This is a genomic window from Butyricimonas sp. (assembly GCF_019423355.1).
GTDB lineage: Bacteria > Bacteroidota > Bacteroidia > Bacteroidales > Marinifilaceae > Butyricimonas > Butyricimonas faecihominis.
Genome location: NZ_JAHZBP010000002.1, coordinates 516,597 through 534,693 on the forward strand (window position 1 = coordinate 516,597; position 18,097 = coordinate 534,693).

11 protein-coding genes are annotated in these 18,097 nt (G+C 44.1%); 4 read left to right on the top strand and 7 right to left on the bottom strand.

What is annotated here, in order from left to right; all coding sequences use genetic code 11:
* Positions 1-336 precede the first annotated feature (336 nt).
* Entirely contained in the window at positions 337-675 is a 339-nt protein-coding gene (locus tag QVC79_RS04870) for a translation initiation factor (protein ID WP_270593457.1), read from the top strand.
* 142 nt (positions 676-817) lie between these two features.
* On the opposite strand, the gene glgP is transcribed toward QVC79_RS04870, so the two are convergent.
* The 5 genes from glgP to QVC79_RS04895 form a co-directional block, all read right to left on the bottom strand.
* The gene (glgP, locus tag QVC79_RS04875) at positions 818-5,062 is read right to left on the bottom strand and encodes an alpha-glucan family phosphorylase (RefSeq protein WP_270593455.1); all 4,245 of its coding nucleotides are present in this window, start codon (positions 5,060-5,062) and stop codon (positions 818-820) included.
* Between the two features lie 9 nt (positions 5,063-5,071).
* Positions 5,072-6,412, bottom strand: coding sequence for a glycoside hydrolase family 57 protein (locus QVC79_RS04880; RefSeq protein WP_270593454.1), 1,341 nt, complete (start codon positions 6,410-6,412; stop codon positions 5,072-5,074).
* Positions 6,413-6,437: 25 nt separating this feature from the next.
* Positions 6,438-7,721 carry a glycosyltransferase family 4 protein gene (locus tag QVC79_RS04885; RefSeq protein WP_317146634.1) on the bottom strand — a complete coding sequence of 428 codons (1,284 nt, stop codon included), beginning with the start codon at positions 7,719-7,721 and terminating at the stop codon, positions 6,438-6,440.
* A 45-nt stretch (positions 7,722-7,766) separates the two neighbouring features.
* Positions 7,767-9,713 (bottom strand): amylo-alpha-1,6-glucosidase, encoded by a 1,947-nt coding sequence (locus tag QVC79_RS04890; protein ID WP_270593453.1) that lies wholly within the window; start codon positions 9,711-9,713, stop codon positions 7,767-7,769.
* An 86-nt stretch (positions 9,714-9,799) separates the two neighbouring features.
* The gene (locus tag QVC79_RS04895) at positions 9,800-11,782 is read right to left on the bottom strand and encodes an alpha amylase C-terminal domain-containing protein (RefSeq protein WP_270593452.1); all 1,983 of its coding nucleotides are present in this window, start codon (positions 11,780-11,782) and stop codon (positions 9,800-9,802) included.
* Between the two features lie 326 nt (positions 11,783-12,108).
* Between QVC79_RS04895 and QVC79_RS04900 the strand changes: the two genes are divergently transcribed.
* On the top strand, positions 12,109-12,726 hold the full coding sequence (locus QVC79_RS04900) for a WbqC family protein (RefSeq protein ID WP_270593451.1): 618 nt from the start codon (positions 12,109-12,111) through the stop codon (positions 12,724-12,726).
* Positions 12,727-12,811: 85 nt separating this feature from the next.
* Here QVC79_RS04900 and QVC79_RS04905 read toward each other — a convergent pair whose 3' ends face one another.
* Positions 12,812-13,597, bottom strand: a complete 786-nt coding sequence (locus QVC79_RS04905) for a C40 family peptidase (RefSeq protein WP_124317291.1) — start codon at positions 13,595-13,597, stop codon at positions 12,812-12,814.
* Between the two features lie 90 nt (positions 13,598-13,687).
* On the opposite strand from QVC79_RS04905, the gene QVC79_RS04910 reads away from it, so the two are divergent.
* Both QVC79_RS04910 and rlmD read left to right on the top strand, forming a co-directional pair.
* A complete protein-coding gene (locus tag QVC79_RS04910) occupies positions 13,688-14,374 on the top strand; it encodes an SIR2 family NAD-dependent protein deacylase (RefSeq protein ID WP_270593450.1) in 687 nt (228 codons plus the stop codon).
* A gap of 105 nt (positions 14,375-14,479) precedes the next feature.
* A complete protein-coding gene (gene rlmD / locus QVC79_RS04915; protein WP_270593448.1) occupies positions 14,480-15,883 on the top strand; it encodes a 23S rRNA (uracil(1939)-C(5))-methyltransferase RlmD in 1,404 nt (467 codons plus the stop codon).
* Between the two features lie 36 nt (positions 15,884-15,919).
* On the opposite strand, the gene QVC79_RS04920 is transcribed toward rlmD, so the two are convergent.
* A complete protein-coding gene (locus QVC79_RS04920; RefSeq protein ID WP_270593447.1) occupies positions 15,920-17,944 on the bottom strand; it encodes an LruC domain-containing protein in 2,025 nt (674 codons plus the stop codon).
* Positions 17,945-18,097: the final 153 nt, after the last annotated feature.

Here is an 18,097-nt window from a genome sequence, read left to right on the forward strand (position 1 = left end):
ATTTCAAGCCGCAAAGATAACGAACCCCTTGGAAAAAACAATTTTTATTTCGATTAATGGCAAGATAAGTTAGAAGTAAGCATGAAGTCAGACACACCCAAAATCACATCAGCACATTCCCTAGATAGCAAAGTTAGTCACTAAACGACTATAAAACGAAGGGGACACGTCAGTCTCTCGTTTGTCGTTCCTTATCTCCCGCTTAACTCGCCCTAAACTAAACACACAAAGTAAAGTAACTTCCTACAATCTGTCATATCGGAAAACTCACGTCATTTCGTGACAATCCGAGTAATATTGCTATTTTTGTTCCCGAAAACAAATTACATGGACATTATGGGTAACAAAAACGATAAAAAGGAACGAATTAACGTGGTCTACTCCACGAACCCCAATTACCAATACGAATACAATCAAGAAGAAGAACAGGAAACACTGGCCCCGGAAAAACAAAACCTGCGGGTAACCCTTGATTCCAAACAGCGCAAAGGCAAAACCGTCACTCTCGTACAAGGTTTCGTAGGCACGGAAGAAGATCTGAAAGAACTGGCCAAGCTACTGAAAAACAAATGTGGCGTGGGTGGTTCCGTGAAAGATGGAGAAATTATCATTCAAGGGGAAGTGAAAGAAAAAATACTGACCATTCTCCGGGACAATAAGTACCGGGCAAAATAAAAAAAGAGGGTGCGTCAAAAGTCTTATCCAGTATCTACAAACTACCCCCTCCAACTCCCCCTGTGTAAGGGGGAGTTAGTGGGGGTAGTTGTTTAAAATTAACTTTTGGGACAGCCCCTTATTATTTAGTTGCATGCTTTTCCTATACCCATTTCACCAAAGCAAAATCTTGTCTGTGAGGAAGTAATACATTCTTCGGGAAGATTCTCAATCCCAGCATGAAGATTCCGGGATCATCGGGTGTCACCTCGATGGAATACGTAGCCTTTCCGTTCTCGAAAGAAACAGGCACGAACTCCTGCGTGAAACAAACCTCGATTTTCTCATCCTTCTTCATCATGGCCACTAATTCGACCCCGATGTCATCAATGGACAACTCTCCCAACTCAAGTATTACCTTTCCTTGGTAAGATTTTCCCAAAGAGATAATCTGTTTCGATTTATCCGGCAGAATTAAACCATCCACCTGCACGGAATCCCATTCCCGGCTAACCTTTCTCTTCCATTCCGCAATCTGGGAGGCCAAAGCATAATTATTCTCACTCAAACGGTGGAAACGGCGAGACATCGGAATATAGAACTTATCCTCGTAATCCGTCAACATCCGATTACACGTAAAGTTTGAAGCCACTTTCGCGATCGTGTTTTTGATGTATCCAGACCACTTGCTGGAGATACCGTTCTCTCCCCGCTCATAGAACGCCGGAGCGATTTCCGATTCAATGATATTATAAATCAACTCGGCATCCAACTCGTTTTGGAATTCTTGATTCTCGTACGTTCTTTCCATCGGCAAAGCCCAACCGGCATCCTTCTGATAGCCTTCAACCCACCAACCGTCCAGCACGCTGAAGTGCATGACTCCATTCATGGCAGCCTTCTCCCCACTCGTACCGGAAGCCTCCTGCGGACGGGTCGGGGTATTCATCCACACGTCCACTCCTTGCACCATGTGACGAGCCAAGTCCATGTCATAATTCGGCAGGAACAATATCTTACCCAAGAACTGCGGATATTTGGAGATCTCCACGATCCGCTTGATCAAATCCTGACCGGCCTGATCCGCCGGGTGAGCTTTCCCCGCAAAAATAAACTGAACCGGACGGTCCGGGTTATTCACGATCTCATTCAAACGATCCAGATTACTGAATAGCAAATGAGCCCGCTTGTAAGTCGCAAAACGACGGGCAAAACCGATGGTCAGAATATCATCCCGCAAGGTGTCTTGAATTTCCACGATTTGCCGCGGCGTGAAATAAGCCGTACTCTTCTCGTCAGCCAAACGATGCTTTATATGACGGATCAACCGACTGCGTAAAACCATACGTACCTCTTTGATCACTTGATCCGGTACTTGGTAGATACCTTCAAAACAAGTTTTATCGTAATGATGCGTTTTGAATTTCTCTCCAAACACGCTCATCTGTATTTTTTTCCATTCCGGAGCCGTCCAAGTCGGGTAATGCACGCCATTAGTTACATAACTGATGTGTAACTCTTCCGGCATATATCCCGGCCATAAATCCTTGAATATATCCCGACTGACTTTCCCGTGTAACCAGCTAACCCCGTTCACCTCTTGTGATAAGTTCGCGGCTAGGAAACTCATGGAGAACTTCTCATTCGGATCATTTGCATTTACACGTCCCAACCCAAGCAACTGTTCCCACGTGATTTTCAAGCGTTCAGCCACAAACCAGAAGTAATTTTTCAACAGGTTTTCGGTAAATGAATCATGCCCTGCCGGAACCGGCGTATGCGTGGTGAAAAGCGAAGACGCCCGAACGACTTCCATCGCCTCGGCAAATGAGAGTTGACCTTCTGACACGTATTCCCGCAATCTTTCCAACCCAGTAAACGCGGCATGTCCTTCATTACAATGGTACACATCCGCCTGAATATTCAATTTCCGCAAAGCCCGGATTCCCCCGATACCCAGCAAAATTTCCTGTTTCAAACGATTTTCCCAATCCCCACCATACAGGTAATGCGTGATACTCCGATCGCCTTCCTGATTATCCTCGAAATCCGTATCCAACAAGTACAACTCAACCCGTCCAACGTTCACCTTCCAGATTCGGGCATACACCTCTCGTCCGGGGAATGCAAGACTAATCGTCAACCAATTTCCTTCTGCATCCCGAGCCGGAGACACCGGAATTTTCGTGAAATCCTGCGCTTCATATTCAGCCTCTTGATTTCCAGCGGCAGAGAATTTCTGCGTGAAATAACCGTAACGATACAACAGACCGATACCCGTGATCTTCGTTTTCTTATCGCTCGCCTCTTTCAAGTAATCCCCGGCCAAAACTCCAAGACCGCCCGAATAAATTTTCAGGGAAGCGTGTAGCCCATACTCCATACTGAAATAAGCAATGGAAGGATCATTCATTTGTTTTTTCTCATCCATGTACTCGGAGAATTTAGCGTACACGGCTGCCAGACGGGCCACAAATTCCTCGTCATTCTCCAACTCCTTGTATCGGTTTAAAGAAATCTTATCCAAGAGGGCTATCGGGTTATGGCGCGTCAACATCCATTGTAAAGGATCGATACTCTTGAACAGATCAACCGCCTCCTCGTTCCAACACCACCATAAATTATTTGCCAATTCTTCCAAGGCACTTAATTTGGCAGGAATCGACCGATGAATGATCACGCTGATCCAGTTCGGAACATTTGTTGCCGCTTTCTTCTCGATAAACGACCACTGTTCGTCTTCCACCACCGGGATTTCATCAATCCGTTCATTTATTTTATCTATCGCAATCTGATAAGCCTTCTTGTAGTATGAGATCAAGTTTTCCCAAAGAGCAATCTTCGAAACGTCCTTGGCATTCTTAGCTACAGCTTGATACTCTTTTTCGTTCAGTCCGGCAATCGCTTTTATTTTATCGGTAATCTTCTCGACCACCTCCTCGTTATTCCGGTCATTCCGCTCTATCACTTCAATTCCCGGATGCGCTTTCTTGCAATAGGATTCTACCCATAAACCGAATCCCGCTAAGGAGGTCGTGATCGTCGGTACTTTAAACGCCAAACTTTCCAAAGGCGTATATCCCCAAGGTTCGTAGTAAGAGGGGAAAACGGTTAAATCCATTCCCACGAGCAAATCATAATAAGGCATATTGAACACGCCGTCATTACCATTCAAATAACTCGGGGAGAAAAAGACCTTCACCCGATCCTCCGGCCCGTTCGATAACCTTTGCTCCTCGATCTTACGCAAGACCGGATCATTTTGCGGGTCCGACAATTCATGCGTCACGTAAGGATGTGTAATTTCTACGGCCTGATAGGGACGTTCCAAATTATTCAGTAATTCCCGATTTGCACCCTTGTGTCCTGCCGGAACCAGAATAAACGCCAAAATATCCCGTTTATTATCTGCATCCCGGTTCAAGCGTCCCAGTGCTTCGATAAACACGTCCAGACCCTTATTTTTAAACTCGTAACGTCCACTGATACCCACGATTAAAGCATCTTCAGCGACCGCCCTTCCCAACAAAGCCTGCGCCACTTTCAACAACTTTTCCCGTCCTTGCTGACGCTTGGCGGGATAATCCTCCTCGCTGGGGGTGAAACTATTCTCGAAACCATTCGGGGTAACAAGATCCACTTGCTTACCCAAGAAATGCTCACATTCTTTCGCAGTAATGTCACTGACCGTCGTGAAACAATCCGCCCATTCTGCCGCCTTACTTTCCAGGGATTGTTTGGAATCCACGCCGAAACGATGAGCCGTTTCCACTGGATTGTAATCCTTCATCGGATCATAAAGAGGCAAGCCGTTCCCGGCAATACTACGTCCTAACACGGTGGCATGAGTGGTGAACACACATCCCACTTGTGGAAGGGCATTTTTCAAGTACAACATACCGCTTCCCGTCATCCACTCGTGGAACTGGGCAATAATACGCTGACGAGGCGATATATGGTAACGGACAAAACTTTCGATCACTTTTCCTGCCGTGTAACCAAATAACACGGGTTCAATGTAATCCCATTGTCCGGTTAACGAGTCCACCTGAAACTTCTCCCAAAAAGACGTCAAAATTTGATCCTTCTGGGGAATAAAAGAGGTAAAATCCACCAGAATAGCCACGGGGTTACCCGCCACGTTCCATCGTCCCACTTTAATCCGCAACCCCTCCTGTGCCGCTTTCACCCGCCACGATTTAAACAAATGGGCATCCTCTGTGAATTCCGGGTTCGGTTCATTATACCGCCACACGTCCGGGCCAATCAATATATGGTTGTTTTTGAATTCCCCGGCCAAACTCAACACCTTTGTTGAAATTACCGTGTGAATTCCCCCAACCTTATTACATACTTCCCAACTTACCTCGAACAAATAGGCGGGATCTTTCAATTCCAAATTACTCATATTTAATTTTTAATGTTTTGACTTCACTTGTTTCTCCTTAGTACTCACCTTCTTCGTCGCCTTCGCAGCACTCTCCGCACTTTTTACACGAGGAGTCCGTTTCTTTTTTTCCGGACTTTTCTCTTCTTCGGTGATTTTATTGCCCGCAATATTACGCATTTTTTCCATATCTTCCACACGTGCGACAAAATCACTCAACACATTCATATAATTTATGAATGCTTCATACGGAGTTTCATAAGGTGAAACGTAACGATGATAGTCGTTATCGGAGAACAGTTTCGTCCTCATATAATAGAAATGATCACTAGCCTGCAAGCGAGAGTAATCCTCGTTCAGCTCCGGATCATTTAATGCTTCCACTTTTGGTTGTATTTTAAACAGCTCTTCAAAAGCCTCATTTTGTAATTCATTTCCCAACCATCCGGTAATATCCTTTTCTTCATCCGCCCATGAAATCGGGTAAGGCACGTGCAAAGGAGCCACTGGCTGATGTTTTTTCACCGCCTCGCTCGGGGTCAGGAATTCAAAATCAGTTGTCGAGAATATAAATTCGGGCAAAGAACGCATAAACTCGAAAATTCCGGTCTCGGCCAATTGGTTTTCACCAAACGTCTCGTAGTTCATAAACAAATTCACGATCTCACTATCCCGCGTACTATCTTTTAACCAACGAGCATATTTATCTGCCGTGAGAGGCCATTCACGCCAGCTATGATCTGAAAAACGCAGGGTCAAATCGTCGCTTAACCGAGAATTTTTCAACAATAGTTTCAACCGGGGATTCATCACGTTCGTGTAAACGAAATTCGGACTCTTCCACCCCAACACATGCTTTGCCCCATCGGTTAACATGGATTCAAATCCCATGGCAGCCACCCGTTCCCCGATCTGATCGGAATAAATCAACGAACTATTCCGCAAGGTCACCGGCTTCTGCCCGAATAACTCTTCCATCCTAGCCACATGTCGTCGTACTTGTCTCTCAAATTCATCCGTATCAGACAAGGATGCCAACGAGTGAGCATACGTCTCGGCTAAAAATTCCACACAGCCTGTCTTGGCCAATTTCTGGAAACTTTCAATCACTTCCGGGGCATGAAGGGCAAACTGTTCCAATGCCGAGCCGGAAATGGAAAAACTCACTTTAAAGTTCGCCCCATAGCGCTGAATCATATCCATGACCAACTGATTCATCGGCAAATAGCATTTTTCCGCCACACGCCGTATCGTGGAACGATTCACATATTCGTCAAAATAATCATGACGCTTGCCTATATCAAAAAAACGATACCTTCTTAATCTTACGGGTTGATGTATCTGGAAATAAAAACACAATGTCTTTTTCATAATTTTACATTTTAAATTTTAAACTCTAAACTCCCAATACGTCCTTGTAAACCTCATCGACTTTCAACGCGGCATTCTCCCATTTCAACTGGTTTACCTCATCCAACCCCTCTTCCCCGGCCATTTTTCCCAGAGCTGGATAGGCCAATAAACCATATATAGCATCTGCCAACGCATCGACATCCCAGTAATCTACTTTAATAGAATGTTTTAATACTTCTGCCACCCCGGATTGTTTAGAGATAATCGTGGGAACACCCGCACGCATCGCCTCCAACGGCGAAATCCCGAATGGCTCGGAGACAGAAGGCATTACATACACGTCACTATGCAAAAACATCTTCTGCACATCATCCCCCCGTAAGAATCCGGTAAAGTGAAATTTCGTAGCAATTTTCAATTGGGCCACACGTCGAACGGAACGATTAAACAAGTCCCCACTTCCGGCCATAACGAACCGGACGTTCGGGTAACGTTTCAAAACCTTATTCGCGGCCTCGATAAAATATTCCGGTCCTTTCTGGAAAGTGATCCTTCCCAAGAAGGTGACCACTTTTTCTTTCACTCCCCGTTCCACTTCAATATCTTCCCGTGTCTGGAAATCCACGGCATTGTGAACCGTTACTACCTTATCCGGATTAATACCGTAACGATTGATCACGATGTTCCGCGTCAGATTGCTCACGGTGATTACCCGATCGGCGGCTTCCATTCCACGTTTCTCTATATCGTACACCTGTTGGTTGACATTCTCCCCGCTCCGGTCAAATTCCGTGGCATGTACATGGATCACCAACGGTTTACCCGAAACTTTTTTCGCCACGATCCCAGCCGAATAGGTCAGCCAATCGTGGGCATGGATAATATCAAAATCCTGTTGCGCCGCTATCGTCCCTGCCACCATGGCGTAGCGGGCAACTTCTTCCATCAGGTTTGTTCCGTATTTACCGGAAAATTGGAACTTGTTACGGAAAACGATATGCTCGGAATGTTCGCCCGTCTTTATGGTTTCCTTTACCGTTCTTTCGAAGGTTTCCGGGTCCAGATAGGGAACAAGATTCGAACCGATTTCCATAAAGTTTACATTCTGCCAGTATTCATCCAAATTCGAATACTCGCTCATCATTTCGACATCACTCGCATTAATGATTTTCACGACGCTTTGATCCTCATCACCTCCGGCCTTCGGCATGACAAACATTACCTTGACGCCATGTTTCGCCAAGCCCTTCGTCAACCCGTAACTGGCCGTTCCCAAGCCCCCTGCAATATGTGGTGGAAATTCCCACCCAAACATCAATACTTTTATGCTCATAATATATTAATTTGCAAATTCGGAAATGATCTAATTCGATTAATTTTCATATTTCCTTATCAATTCCATACTTCTAAGTATCTCCCCGACGCTCCACGCTTGAGATATACTCCCATTCGGATGATGTGGAGGATCACCATCATACACTTCAGCGACCGAACACAACCCGTAAACGGTCATGTCTTCTTCAAATCCTTCCAGCAATTCTTTCGCCTCCGGCAAGAACTGTTTCCCGTAAAGCTGAAGATTTGCCTCTATATACGCCCCTATCAGCCAAGGCCATACGGTTCCCTGATGATAAGCGTTGTCCCGCTCATCTTGGTTACCTTCATAATGCCCGTGATATTTCGGATTTTTGGGAGATAAAGTCCGCAAGCCCTTCTGTGTCAACAACTCTTTCGTCACGACTCGCAGAACCCGTTCCTTCATGTCGTCCGTAAGCGGGGAATACATCAGAGAACAGGCAAACACCTGATTCGGTCTTACATCCAGATTCTGACCTTCCTCGTCCACGTAATCGGCTAAATATCCATATTCTTCATTCCAGAAGGTTTCCACGAACGATTTACGAATCAACTCAGGCATATCCTGCCATTCCTTTATAAAGGATTGATCCTTCGCCTCTCCCGCTAATTTCAACATGTAGCACACTGCATTATACCAAAGGGCGTTGATCTCCACAGCATACCCGGCCCTCGGTGTCACGGGAACTCCCCGCACAACAGCATCCATCCATGTCAGTGCTTTTCCGGGTTGTCGGGCCCAGATCAAACCACTCGGGTCCATTCGTAACCCGGGATTCACGCCTTCCCGGAAAGCGGTCAAGATAGATTTCATTTTCCCGCCATAATTTTTCCATACAACGCCCGGCTCTCCTTGAGCTTTATCGTACTCCTGCACCGCCCAGAAGAACCACATGGGAGCGTCTATCGAATTGTAGGCAGCCTTATCTCCTTTACCGATATTCGGAAACAAACCATTGTGTAACTGGCGAGCCATGGTATCAAGCACTTCTTTACAGTCCTTCAAATTCGCTCCGGCAGCTAACGTCAACCCCGGAAGGGCAATAAACGTGTCGCGTCCCCAGCGTCCGAACCACGGGTAACCGGCCACAACCTCCGTATCTTTCCCCTCGTGAACAATAAACTGGGAAGCCGAATAAGTCAAGCAACTTTCAAAGTCATCCCGACGTTCCCGTTTATTTTCCATTTGCTGGAATTTACGTTTCAAGGTGGAAGTTTTTACTTCCTCGGTGGAAGCCGAAAATATAATACTTTCTCCTTTTTTGATCGGAACTTCAAAATAACCGGGAACAAACAAGTCTTCTTTATACTCATATCCCCGGTTCTTTTCCTCCAGATACTCTATATTATAATACCAGTCAGGCACGGGTATAAACTCGTTTTCCTTACTCAACTGCATATTCAAAGCCGGGAATCCGACATACAATTTTGAACGGATACCATTCTCCACGTGATCAAACTTCGTGTTTGCCATCATGTTCGCCTTGCTTAAAGCGTGAACATTCCGGTAAGCCAAAAACGGCTTCAACCGCAAGAAAGTCTCCGAATGAGCATCTTCCAATGTATAACGAACCATCAATTGAGCTTCGTTATGTACCATCAAAATTTCTTTCTTCAGCACGACGCCCCCCACCCGATAAGTCAACGTGAACAATGGATCATAAGCCAGATCCACGATATATTTATGTCCCCTAGGTTCATATACCCCGGGATATTTATGGATTCCCAAATTAAAAGATTGCCCGTGTTGAACAACCGTCTCATCCAAAGAGGAAAGTAATACATGATTCTCTCCCCCGAACTCCGAGATAGGTAATACAAGTAGCCCGTGATATTTCCTCGTGTTACAACATACAACCGTTGTCGAAGAATATCCCCCGGCTCTATTGGTTGATAAAACTTCTCTCTTCAAAGAATATTCCAGATTTACCAATTCTTCTTTGTTGAAATTCAAATAACTCATAATCTAATTTCAGATTTTTAATTTCAGATCTATGACTCAACAATTACCTCAACACCCGAATCGTAAATCATAAATCCCTATATATTTTATGAACGCCTTAATACAAATCCCGTCCTCGCAGGCACGTACAAACTCAGTTGTCCCCTTCCCGGAGAAACGTAACGGGTAAAGTGTTCAACCTCCTCATCAATTCGTCCTACCCCATCAAAGTTCTTGTTATCCGTGTTCAAGACCATCGTATACTTCCCGGAGGGAGCGTCAAACACGTAATCCGGGAAGGATTTCTCCGGGTTAAAATTGAACACGAACAGGTAATCCCCCCGGGTAAATATCAACACCTGCCGCTCGTTATCCCGCACTAACGGTTCCGGCCGCCAGTGAAAAACACCTGTATCATTCACCATTTGGATCATCGCCTTATCGAACATATTCAAAAAACGGAACCGAAGATTTTCATCATCTACCAGACTCCATAAACGCCGGGCATGATCGTAACTCCACCCGTTACCCTCTCTCGGGAAATCAATCCATTCCGGGTGTCCCCATTCATTTCCCATGAAATTCAAGTAACCGTCGGCTGCGGTTCCAATAGTAACCAAGCGAATCATTTTATGAAGCGACATACCCCGGTCGATAATTACATTCTTGTCAAACACGCCCATCGAGGAATATATGGCCTTATCCACCAAGCGGAAAAATATGGTTTTGTCTCCCACTAATGCCTGATCATGACTTTCCGCGTAACTAATCGTATGTTCCTCTTCCCGCTTGTTGGTCAACTCGTAAAAAAGATCTCCGACGTGCCATTCCTCATCCCGTTTCTCTTTCAATAGCTTGATCCAGTAATCCGGAGTTCCCATATTCATCCGGTAGTCAAATCCCATACCGCCATCCTCTATTGGGCTAGCGACTCCCGGCATCCCGCTCATGTCCTCGGCAATCGTGATCGCCTCCGGATCGACTTGATGAATCACCCGGTTAGCCAATGCTAAATAAGTAATTGCACTCTCGTCCTGATTTCCGTCATAATACAAGCTATACTCCGTAAAATCCTTATTGATTCCGTGATCCCAGTACAACATACTGGTAATCCCATCAAAACGATAACCATCGAAACGGAATTCTTCTAACCAATATTTACAATTCGAGAGTAAGAAATTCAACACTTCATGTTTTCCGTAGTCAAAGCAACGAGATCCCCACAAGGGGTGATACCCCCGATCTCCGGGGTAAAAATATTGATCGTAACTACCATCAAAGCGGCTCAATCCTTCTTCCTCGTTATTCACCGCGTGCGAATGGACTATATCCATAATCACTCGGATTCCCATACTATGAGCGGTGTCGATCAAGGCTTTCAACTCATCCGGTGTCCCGAAACGGGAACTCACGGCAAAGAAATTCGCCACTTGATAACCGAACGAACCATAATAAGGATGTTCCTGCACGGCCATCAACTGTATAGTGTTATAACCTAGATCAACAATACGCGGTAGCACAAATAAACGGAATTCCGTAAAAGTCGATACCCTCCGATGCTCCGTTGACATCCCGATATGAGCCTCGTAAATTAACGGATAATCTGTTCGTTTGGGTCTTTCATGACGCATCTGGTAGGGATTCAATGGGTCCCATACCTGCGCACTGTATATTTTCGTGTATTCATCTTGAATCACTCGTCGCACATGAGAAGGCAACCGCTCCCCGCTCCCCCCGTTCCACTCCACGAGTAAACGATAAAGCATCTCGTGAACCAACGCTCCCAGAGGCAGTTTAATCTCCCAATTCCCATCTCCGACCTTGGTCAAGGCATAATCAGGATGTTTTCTCCAATCGTTAAACTCGCCTAACAGATAAATTGCCGTGGCATTTGGCGCCCATTCTCGAAACACCCACCCCTCATTCGTTCGATGCAACCCATAATACAAATAAGAATTACACGAATCGGACAAACGAGTCGTCCGATAAGTAAATTCTCGTTCCATCGCCAATACTTGCTGGTGTCTTTTTTCAATAATTCCTGCAAATGGCTTTAATAATTTATCTTCTTCTACGAGTTTTAGCATCATATATTACTTTTATTTCTATTTATCATGTAATAATACCCTTCCAAATGAACTACTTTTATATTACGTTCTGGTTGTGATACTATTACTAATTAGTTACGTAGAATTACGGCTTTTGTTCTATTGCAGGCCTAAAAATCCTCTCCTTTCTATAAAATCGACCTGCGGTAGTTTGAGTCGAATACGACAACCTTCTATCCTGTTACAATATACAACTTTTACACCACAAATCATACTTTTTGAGTATAAATTTGTTAATCATACAAAATATTACAGATTTTCAATTCATTGAAAAATTCTTATCTTTGCCCGGCTAATATAAATGGATCATGAGCAATATACTTGTTAACACGGCATACTTTCCACCAGTTCAATACTTTACAAAAATACACGATTGCACTGAAATATGGATTGAACAATACGAAAGCTATGGTAAACAAAGCTATCGAAATCGATGTGACATCATGACAGCCAATGGCGTGATGACGTTATCCGTACCAGTCGTGAAAGGTTCATCCATAAAGATATTAACCAAAGACGTGCAGGTTGACTACTCCACGAACTGGCAGAAGCTCCATTTCAAAGGAATAGAATCTGCCTACAAAAATTCCCCTTACTACGATTACTATATCGACAACTTCATGCATTTCTTCGAACGGAAAGAGAAGTTCCTGTTGGATCTCAATACCAAAATTCTAAAAGAGCTCATGGATAACCTGCAACTCCAACGTCCGATTAAACTCACGGAAGACTATTACCCGACATACGACACCCTCACAGACTTGCGGGATGTTATTCACCCGAAACCTTCCCGCCGCCGTGTAGAAGACCCTTTCGTCGCCAAACCTTACCACCAAACCTTTGCCGAAAGATTCCCTTTCGCCCCCAACCTCAGCATCCTCGACCTATTATTCAACATGGGCCCGGAAAGCCAAGGATATTTATGATTTATGATTTAATGATTTTAGATTGAAGAAGAACTTGTAACCTGTCAACTTGTAACCTGCGACTTTTTAATTCGTCTTCAGCGAATTAAAAAATCTGCCTCACCACCTTCAGCGTGTGCGTGTAACGTTTCAAATCTTCATTGAAAATACCGTGATGATCGATTTTATCCACCCGGACTTTTCCCGAGGCATGGATAATTCGCCCCTGTTCCCACAAGATACCGACATGAGTAACAGCACCGGAAGAATCCCCAAAGAAAGCAAGATCTCCCGGTTGTGCTTCTTCCAGAAAAGACAAAACTTGCCCCTCGCCGGCTTGTTGCTCGATATACCGCGGGATGGTAATTCCCGCCAAACGATACGCCATTTGCACCAATCCGGCACCATCCACACCATTGGGAGTTCGCCCTCCCCAACGATAAGGAGCATTATAGAACATCAACGCATATTGAATCAATAATTCCCGCAGACTTTCAATCCCTACTTCCCGTAAAAAACCCTTCACGACATACTCCTCATCCCCGATCATCAATTTTTTAGTATATGCATCGTAGAAAGGCAACACACTCCCCGCCACGACCATCTTGTTCTCCCAATCCCCTTTTTTAACCACCAGATTAAACACCTCACTCATAATCAATTGATCGGAAGCCCGGTACTTTTCCGCAAACTCTTCACTTACCTCTTTGTAAGTTTTACGATCAATCCATCCACAACAATGATCATGTAACAAGCAAATATTAAGCCATTTATCCTCCTCCTCCAGTACTTCGTACACCTCCCCGAACAACAACTGAGAAACCATTTCGCTCCGTTCCGATTTTTCCCGTCGCATGGGGATAACACTTAAATCCGCTATACCAAAAGTCATACCGTACAAAATTGAAAATTGAAAGTTACGAAAATAGAGTTTTTTTATCTAACTTGCAATCGAATTCAATGATTAAAATACAATCTGATTATGAATAAGTTAGTCGTTTTAACAGGAGCCGGCATGAGTGCCGAAAGTGGAATTCGTACCTTCAGAGACAGCGACGGCCTATGGGAAGAATACAATGTTATGGATGTTTGCACTCCGGAAGCATGGCAACGTGACCCGGAATTAGTGAACCGTTTTTACAACGAGCGTCGTAAACAACTCTACGAGGCAAAACCCAACGCCGGGCATTACGGGCTTGCCGAACTCGAAAAAGATTTCGATGTCCGGATCATCACGCAAAACATTGACGACTTACACGAACGTGCCGGAAGTACTAACGTATTACACCTTCACGGAGAACTTAAAAAAGTCAGAAGTAGCCGGAACCCGAACCTAATATACGACCTTGACGGTTGGGAATTAAAGCTAGGAACCAAAGCCGAGGACGGTTCTATCCTGCGCCCTCACATTGTTTGGTTCGGAGAATCCGTTCCGAACATCGAACCGGCCATAGAACTCGTTCAACAAGCCGATATTCTCGTGATCATCGGGACCTCGCTAGCCGTGTATCCGGCTGCCAGCCTGTTACACTATGCACCTGCCGGTTGTCGCATCCTGTTGATCGACCCGAAAATTCCGGAAAGTGTCAAAAACAGTAAGATCGAGTTCATTGAAAAAGGCGCCTCCGAAGGTGTCAAAATCCTGAAAGAAAAACTGAAAAACAAATAAATTAGGTGATTTCCGATTGAACGATTCTGCGATTCTAAATCACCTAATCAAAAATCATGAAATCACTTCATTGATCAGATCTAAAATTTAAAATCTAAAATTAATATGGCTCGTGGTAAAAAGCCCTTACTGGAAAATATCGAAATAAAAAAAATAGCCGCGGAAGGAAAATCCATCGCTTACGTGGATGAAAAGGTATTATTCGTACCGAACACCGTACCCGGTGACATCGTTGACGTACAGGTCACCCGGAAACGTAAAAGTTTCCTAGAAGGCTTTATTGTTAACGTACGGAAATACTCCGATATCCGCACGGAACCCTTTTGTTCGCACTTCGGAATATGTGGCGGATGCAAATGGCAAAACCTGCCTTATCAATTGCAGACAGAATTCAAACAACAGGAAATCATCGACAACCTGCAAAGAATCGGTAAAGTAGAACTACAAAACGTGGCCCCGATCATCGGTTCTCCCAAGACCACCTATTACCGGAATAAATTGGAATATACCTTCTGCAACAAGCGCTTTCTGACTCGGGAAGAAATTGCTAATGATCAAGATATAAATCGTACCCCGGCCGTGGGCTTTCACGTCCCCGGTTTATTTGACAAAGTTATTGATATTGAGAAATGTTATTTGCAAGCCGAACCTTCAAATGGCGTTCGTAACTTTATCCGGGAGTATGCTATCAAACATGAACTCAGTTTTTATGATATACGGGAACAGGCCGGATTCCTACGTACCCTTATCATCCGCACCTCTTCCACGGGAGAAGTTATGGTCATCGTCACGTTTGGAGAAGAAAATCGGGAGGATCGGGAAGGCTTGCTGAATGCTATCGTGCAACAATTCCCCGAAATCACCTCTTTAATGTACGTCATCAATGAAAAGATGAACGACACGATCACCGATCAAGAAGTGATCTGTTTCCACGGGAACGACCACATCTTCGAACAGATGGAAGATTTAAAATTCAAGATCGGTCCGAAATCCTTCTACCAAACCAACTCCGAACAGGCCTATAACCTGTACGCCAAAACAAGAGAGCTGGCAGGATTAACCGGAAATGAAACCGTGTACGACCTTTACACCGGAACCGGGACCATTGCCAACTTCGTGGCTCGCAATGCCCAAAAAGTTATCGGTATCGAATACGTCCCGGAAGCCATTGAAGATGCCAAAATCAATTCGGCACTCAACAATATCCACAACACGGTATTCTACGCCGGAGACATGAAAGACGTGCTAAACGAAGAGTTTATCCGTCGCCACGGTCATCCCGACGTGATCATCACGGACCCACCTCGTGCCGGAATGCACAAAGACGTCGTGGACACCATACTAAAAGCGGCTCCCGACCGTATCGTTTACGTTAGCTGCAACTCTGCCACCCAAGCACGGGATTTGGCTCTCATGGATGCAGACTATGAAGTGATGGCCGTTCAAGCCGTGGATATGTTCCCTCACACGCATCACGTGGAAAACATTGTTTTGTTACATCGCAGATAAGAATAAAAAAAACTCCGAGAAATCTCGGAGTTTTTTTTATTTATTACTAGAATGCAAATACCAATCAGCATCTTCTTTTCCTTTTGTCTTTACCCAATTTAAGAATTTCGGATAATAAGTATCAATATGCTTACTTTCCCTCGGGATCACGAAAGTATTCAAATCCTCTTTGCGCTCATAAGCGATATTAATGGCAAATGGCATCTGTTGGCCATTCTCGTCATAGGTGACATAATAAAGATTGGAACTCGGATCCGATTTATCATTCCCATACCCCAAATTGTCCTTATTCAACTTCTCTGTCGGCCGCATATTTGTTAAATGCACCTCTTTATCCAATGAATTTGTCGTGATAAAAGGATTATAAGGTGGTAACACGAAATCCTCCTTGTTAATCTTACGTCCGGTGTATTTCGTCACAACCTTGAATGTCACCTTTTCATCTTCATTAGCGTATGCCCGCACGTTATTCGCCAAACGAATAGTAGCACGATCAACTTCTGGGTCCACGAAAGCCCCTCCATTTCCGCCCAAAGACGAAGAAATCTCCACTTCCACCTCTCCGCGTAATGCCTCCAATTGATAAGCAAAGCTGTTATCATAACTAGCTCCAGACCACAATATCGTATAATTATCAATCGTGCGAAGCACCTCATTTGCCTGATTGTAACCAACTGTCGACTCGTATTCAACCACCACATCATTCATATCAAAATCACCCCGGTATGGCCACAAATCTTCAAAAGTCAATATTCCCCGATAAGTTATTTCCGCAACAATATCCGAATCATCCGGATCCGTCGGTTTCACATCAGGTATATCCGGAGTAATCGCCTCTATCGGATCTGCCTTCACGTAAAAAACAACATCATTGTAATCATAATCGCCATTCCAATCCTCAAAACCAAACATCACTTTTTCCCCACTTCTGAATAAAACCACATTCCCTTTTCCGTTTCCATTCAAATCCTTATCCGCAAAATAGTGTTTTACTCCAGTATTCAAAGCATTACCATTCACAGCTGTCCTATAAGCCTGATTATAAATAATCCAACCGATAGAAACTCCTTCTGGGAATTCTTCTCCCATATCTTTTCCGTCTTTATAATAATGTAAACGAACTCCTTCCCCTCTTTCCAATGCACCATTATTTCCTTTAGGTTCATAATCATGTCGTTTCAAAACCTTGGCATTAGGAAAAGCAATAACAATATCATTTACTTTAATATCAGCCTCTTTCTTCGGGGGATTATTGGTTTCATAACAATAATAAGCCAACGTATTATTGGCAGATGTTGTCTCATCAACCAAAAATAAATCAATATGCGCTTTTTTAGTCACACGTATATCCCCATTTCTTATTAAGCTTGGGTCCACCTTTCCACCTTCCGGTACCGTCTGATTTATCAAGTTCAATATATCTCTTGACACGGTTATCCGGTCTCCCACCTTCGTATAATCCGGACGTCCGTAAAGATCATAAGTGACCCCCTTCAATGAATAAGCTCTTTTAGCGTTCTTCCAATATCCCAAACGGCTCAATTTCTTCCCTGTAATCGTATTGTAAGCCTCATTTTTATAATCGCCATCATCGGCACGCCCAAGCATAGACCTCGCCCCTTCAATCTCGTCCGGATAGGCAACTTCCGACAAAACTCCATCCTTAATTTCGGCTACCAACACTCGTGGCACTCCTGCATAAGGACTATAAATATACAAGTATTTTGCCGTTGCAGGAACCTCTATTTTATGATTATATTCCCCATTTCCATCCGTAAACCCGACGTCAACAGGCTCTATATCTCTTTTCACCACTTGCCCATCGGCATCTAACTGTTCCGGATCCTTCGTGTACACTTCAAAATACACCTTATAATTTTCAGGAACATCATATTTTACATGCAACGTGTATTTTTCCCTCGTCGAGAAATCAAACACGTTTTCGGGATCAACCACAGGTTCATCAGGAGTATACATCTCCTTCTTACACCCTATCATCGCTAGTAGAATAACCACACACGTGGCACTCACAAGCATTTTCAATTTTACACATACACCCATCTTCATAACTTTTATAGAGAATTTCTACCTATAATTTTCACAAAGGTACAATATATTTCACTAAACAAATGCTATATAGTGAAATTTATAACTATTTTTATACAAAATATCACCTCTCTCGTATTTACTGAAAGATAACCCATCGTCATTGTA

Excerpts from the sequence above, each read along its gene's own strand:
- QVC79_RS04870 (WP_270593457.1), top strand. The coding sequence starts at position 337 with ATGGGTAACAAAAACGATAAAAAGGAACGAATTAACGTGGTCTACTCC.
- QVC79_RS04920 (WP_270593447.1), bottom strand. The coding sequence starts at position 17,944 with ATGGGTGTATGTGTAAAATTGAAAATGCTTGTGAGTGCCACGTGTGTG.
- QVC79_RS04890 (WP_270593453.1), bottom strand. The coding sequence starts at position 9,713 with ATGAGTTATTTGAATTTCAACAAAGAAGAATTGGTAAATCTGGAATAT.
- QVC79_RS04910 (WP_270593450.1), top strand. The coding sequence starts at position 13,688 with ATGAATAAGTTAGTCGTTTTAACAGGAGCCGGCATGAGTGCCGAAAGT.
- QVC79_RS04880 (WP_270593454.1), bottom strand. The coding sequence starts at position 6,412 with ATGAAAAAGACATTGTGTTTTTATTTCCAGATACATCAACCCGTAAGA.
- QVC79_RS04895 (WP_270593452.1), bottom strand. The coding sequence starts at position 11,782 with ATGATGCTAAAACTCGTAGAAGAAGATAAATTATTAAAGCCATTTGCA.
- glgP (WP_270593455.1), bottom strand. The coding sequence starts at position 5,062 with ATGAGTAATTTGGAATTGAAAGATCCCGCCTATTTGTTCGAGGTAAGT.
- QVC79_RS04905 (WP_124317291.1), bottom strand. The coding sequence starts at position 13,597 with ATGACTTTTGGTATAGCGGATTTAAGTGTTATCCCCATGCGACGGGAA.
- rlmD (WP_270593448.1), top strand. The coding sequence starts at position 14,480 with ATGGCTCGTGGTAAAAAGCCCTTACTGGAAAATATCGAAATAAAAAAA.
- QVC79_RS04900 (WP_270593451.1), top strand. The coding sequence starts at position 12,109 with ATGAGCAATATACTTGTTAACACGGCATACTTTCCACCAGTTCAATAC.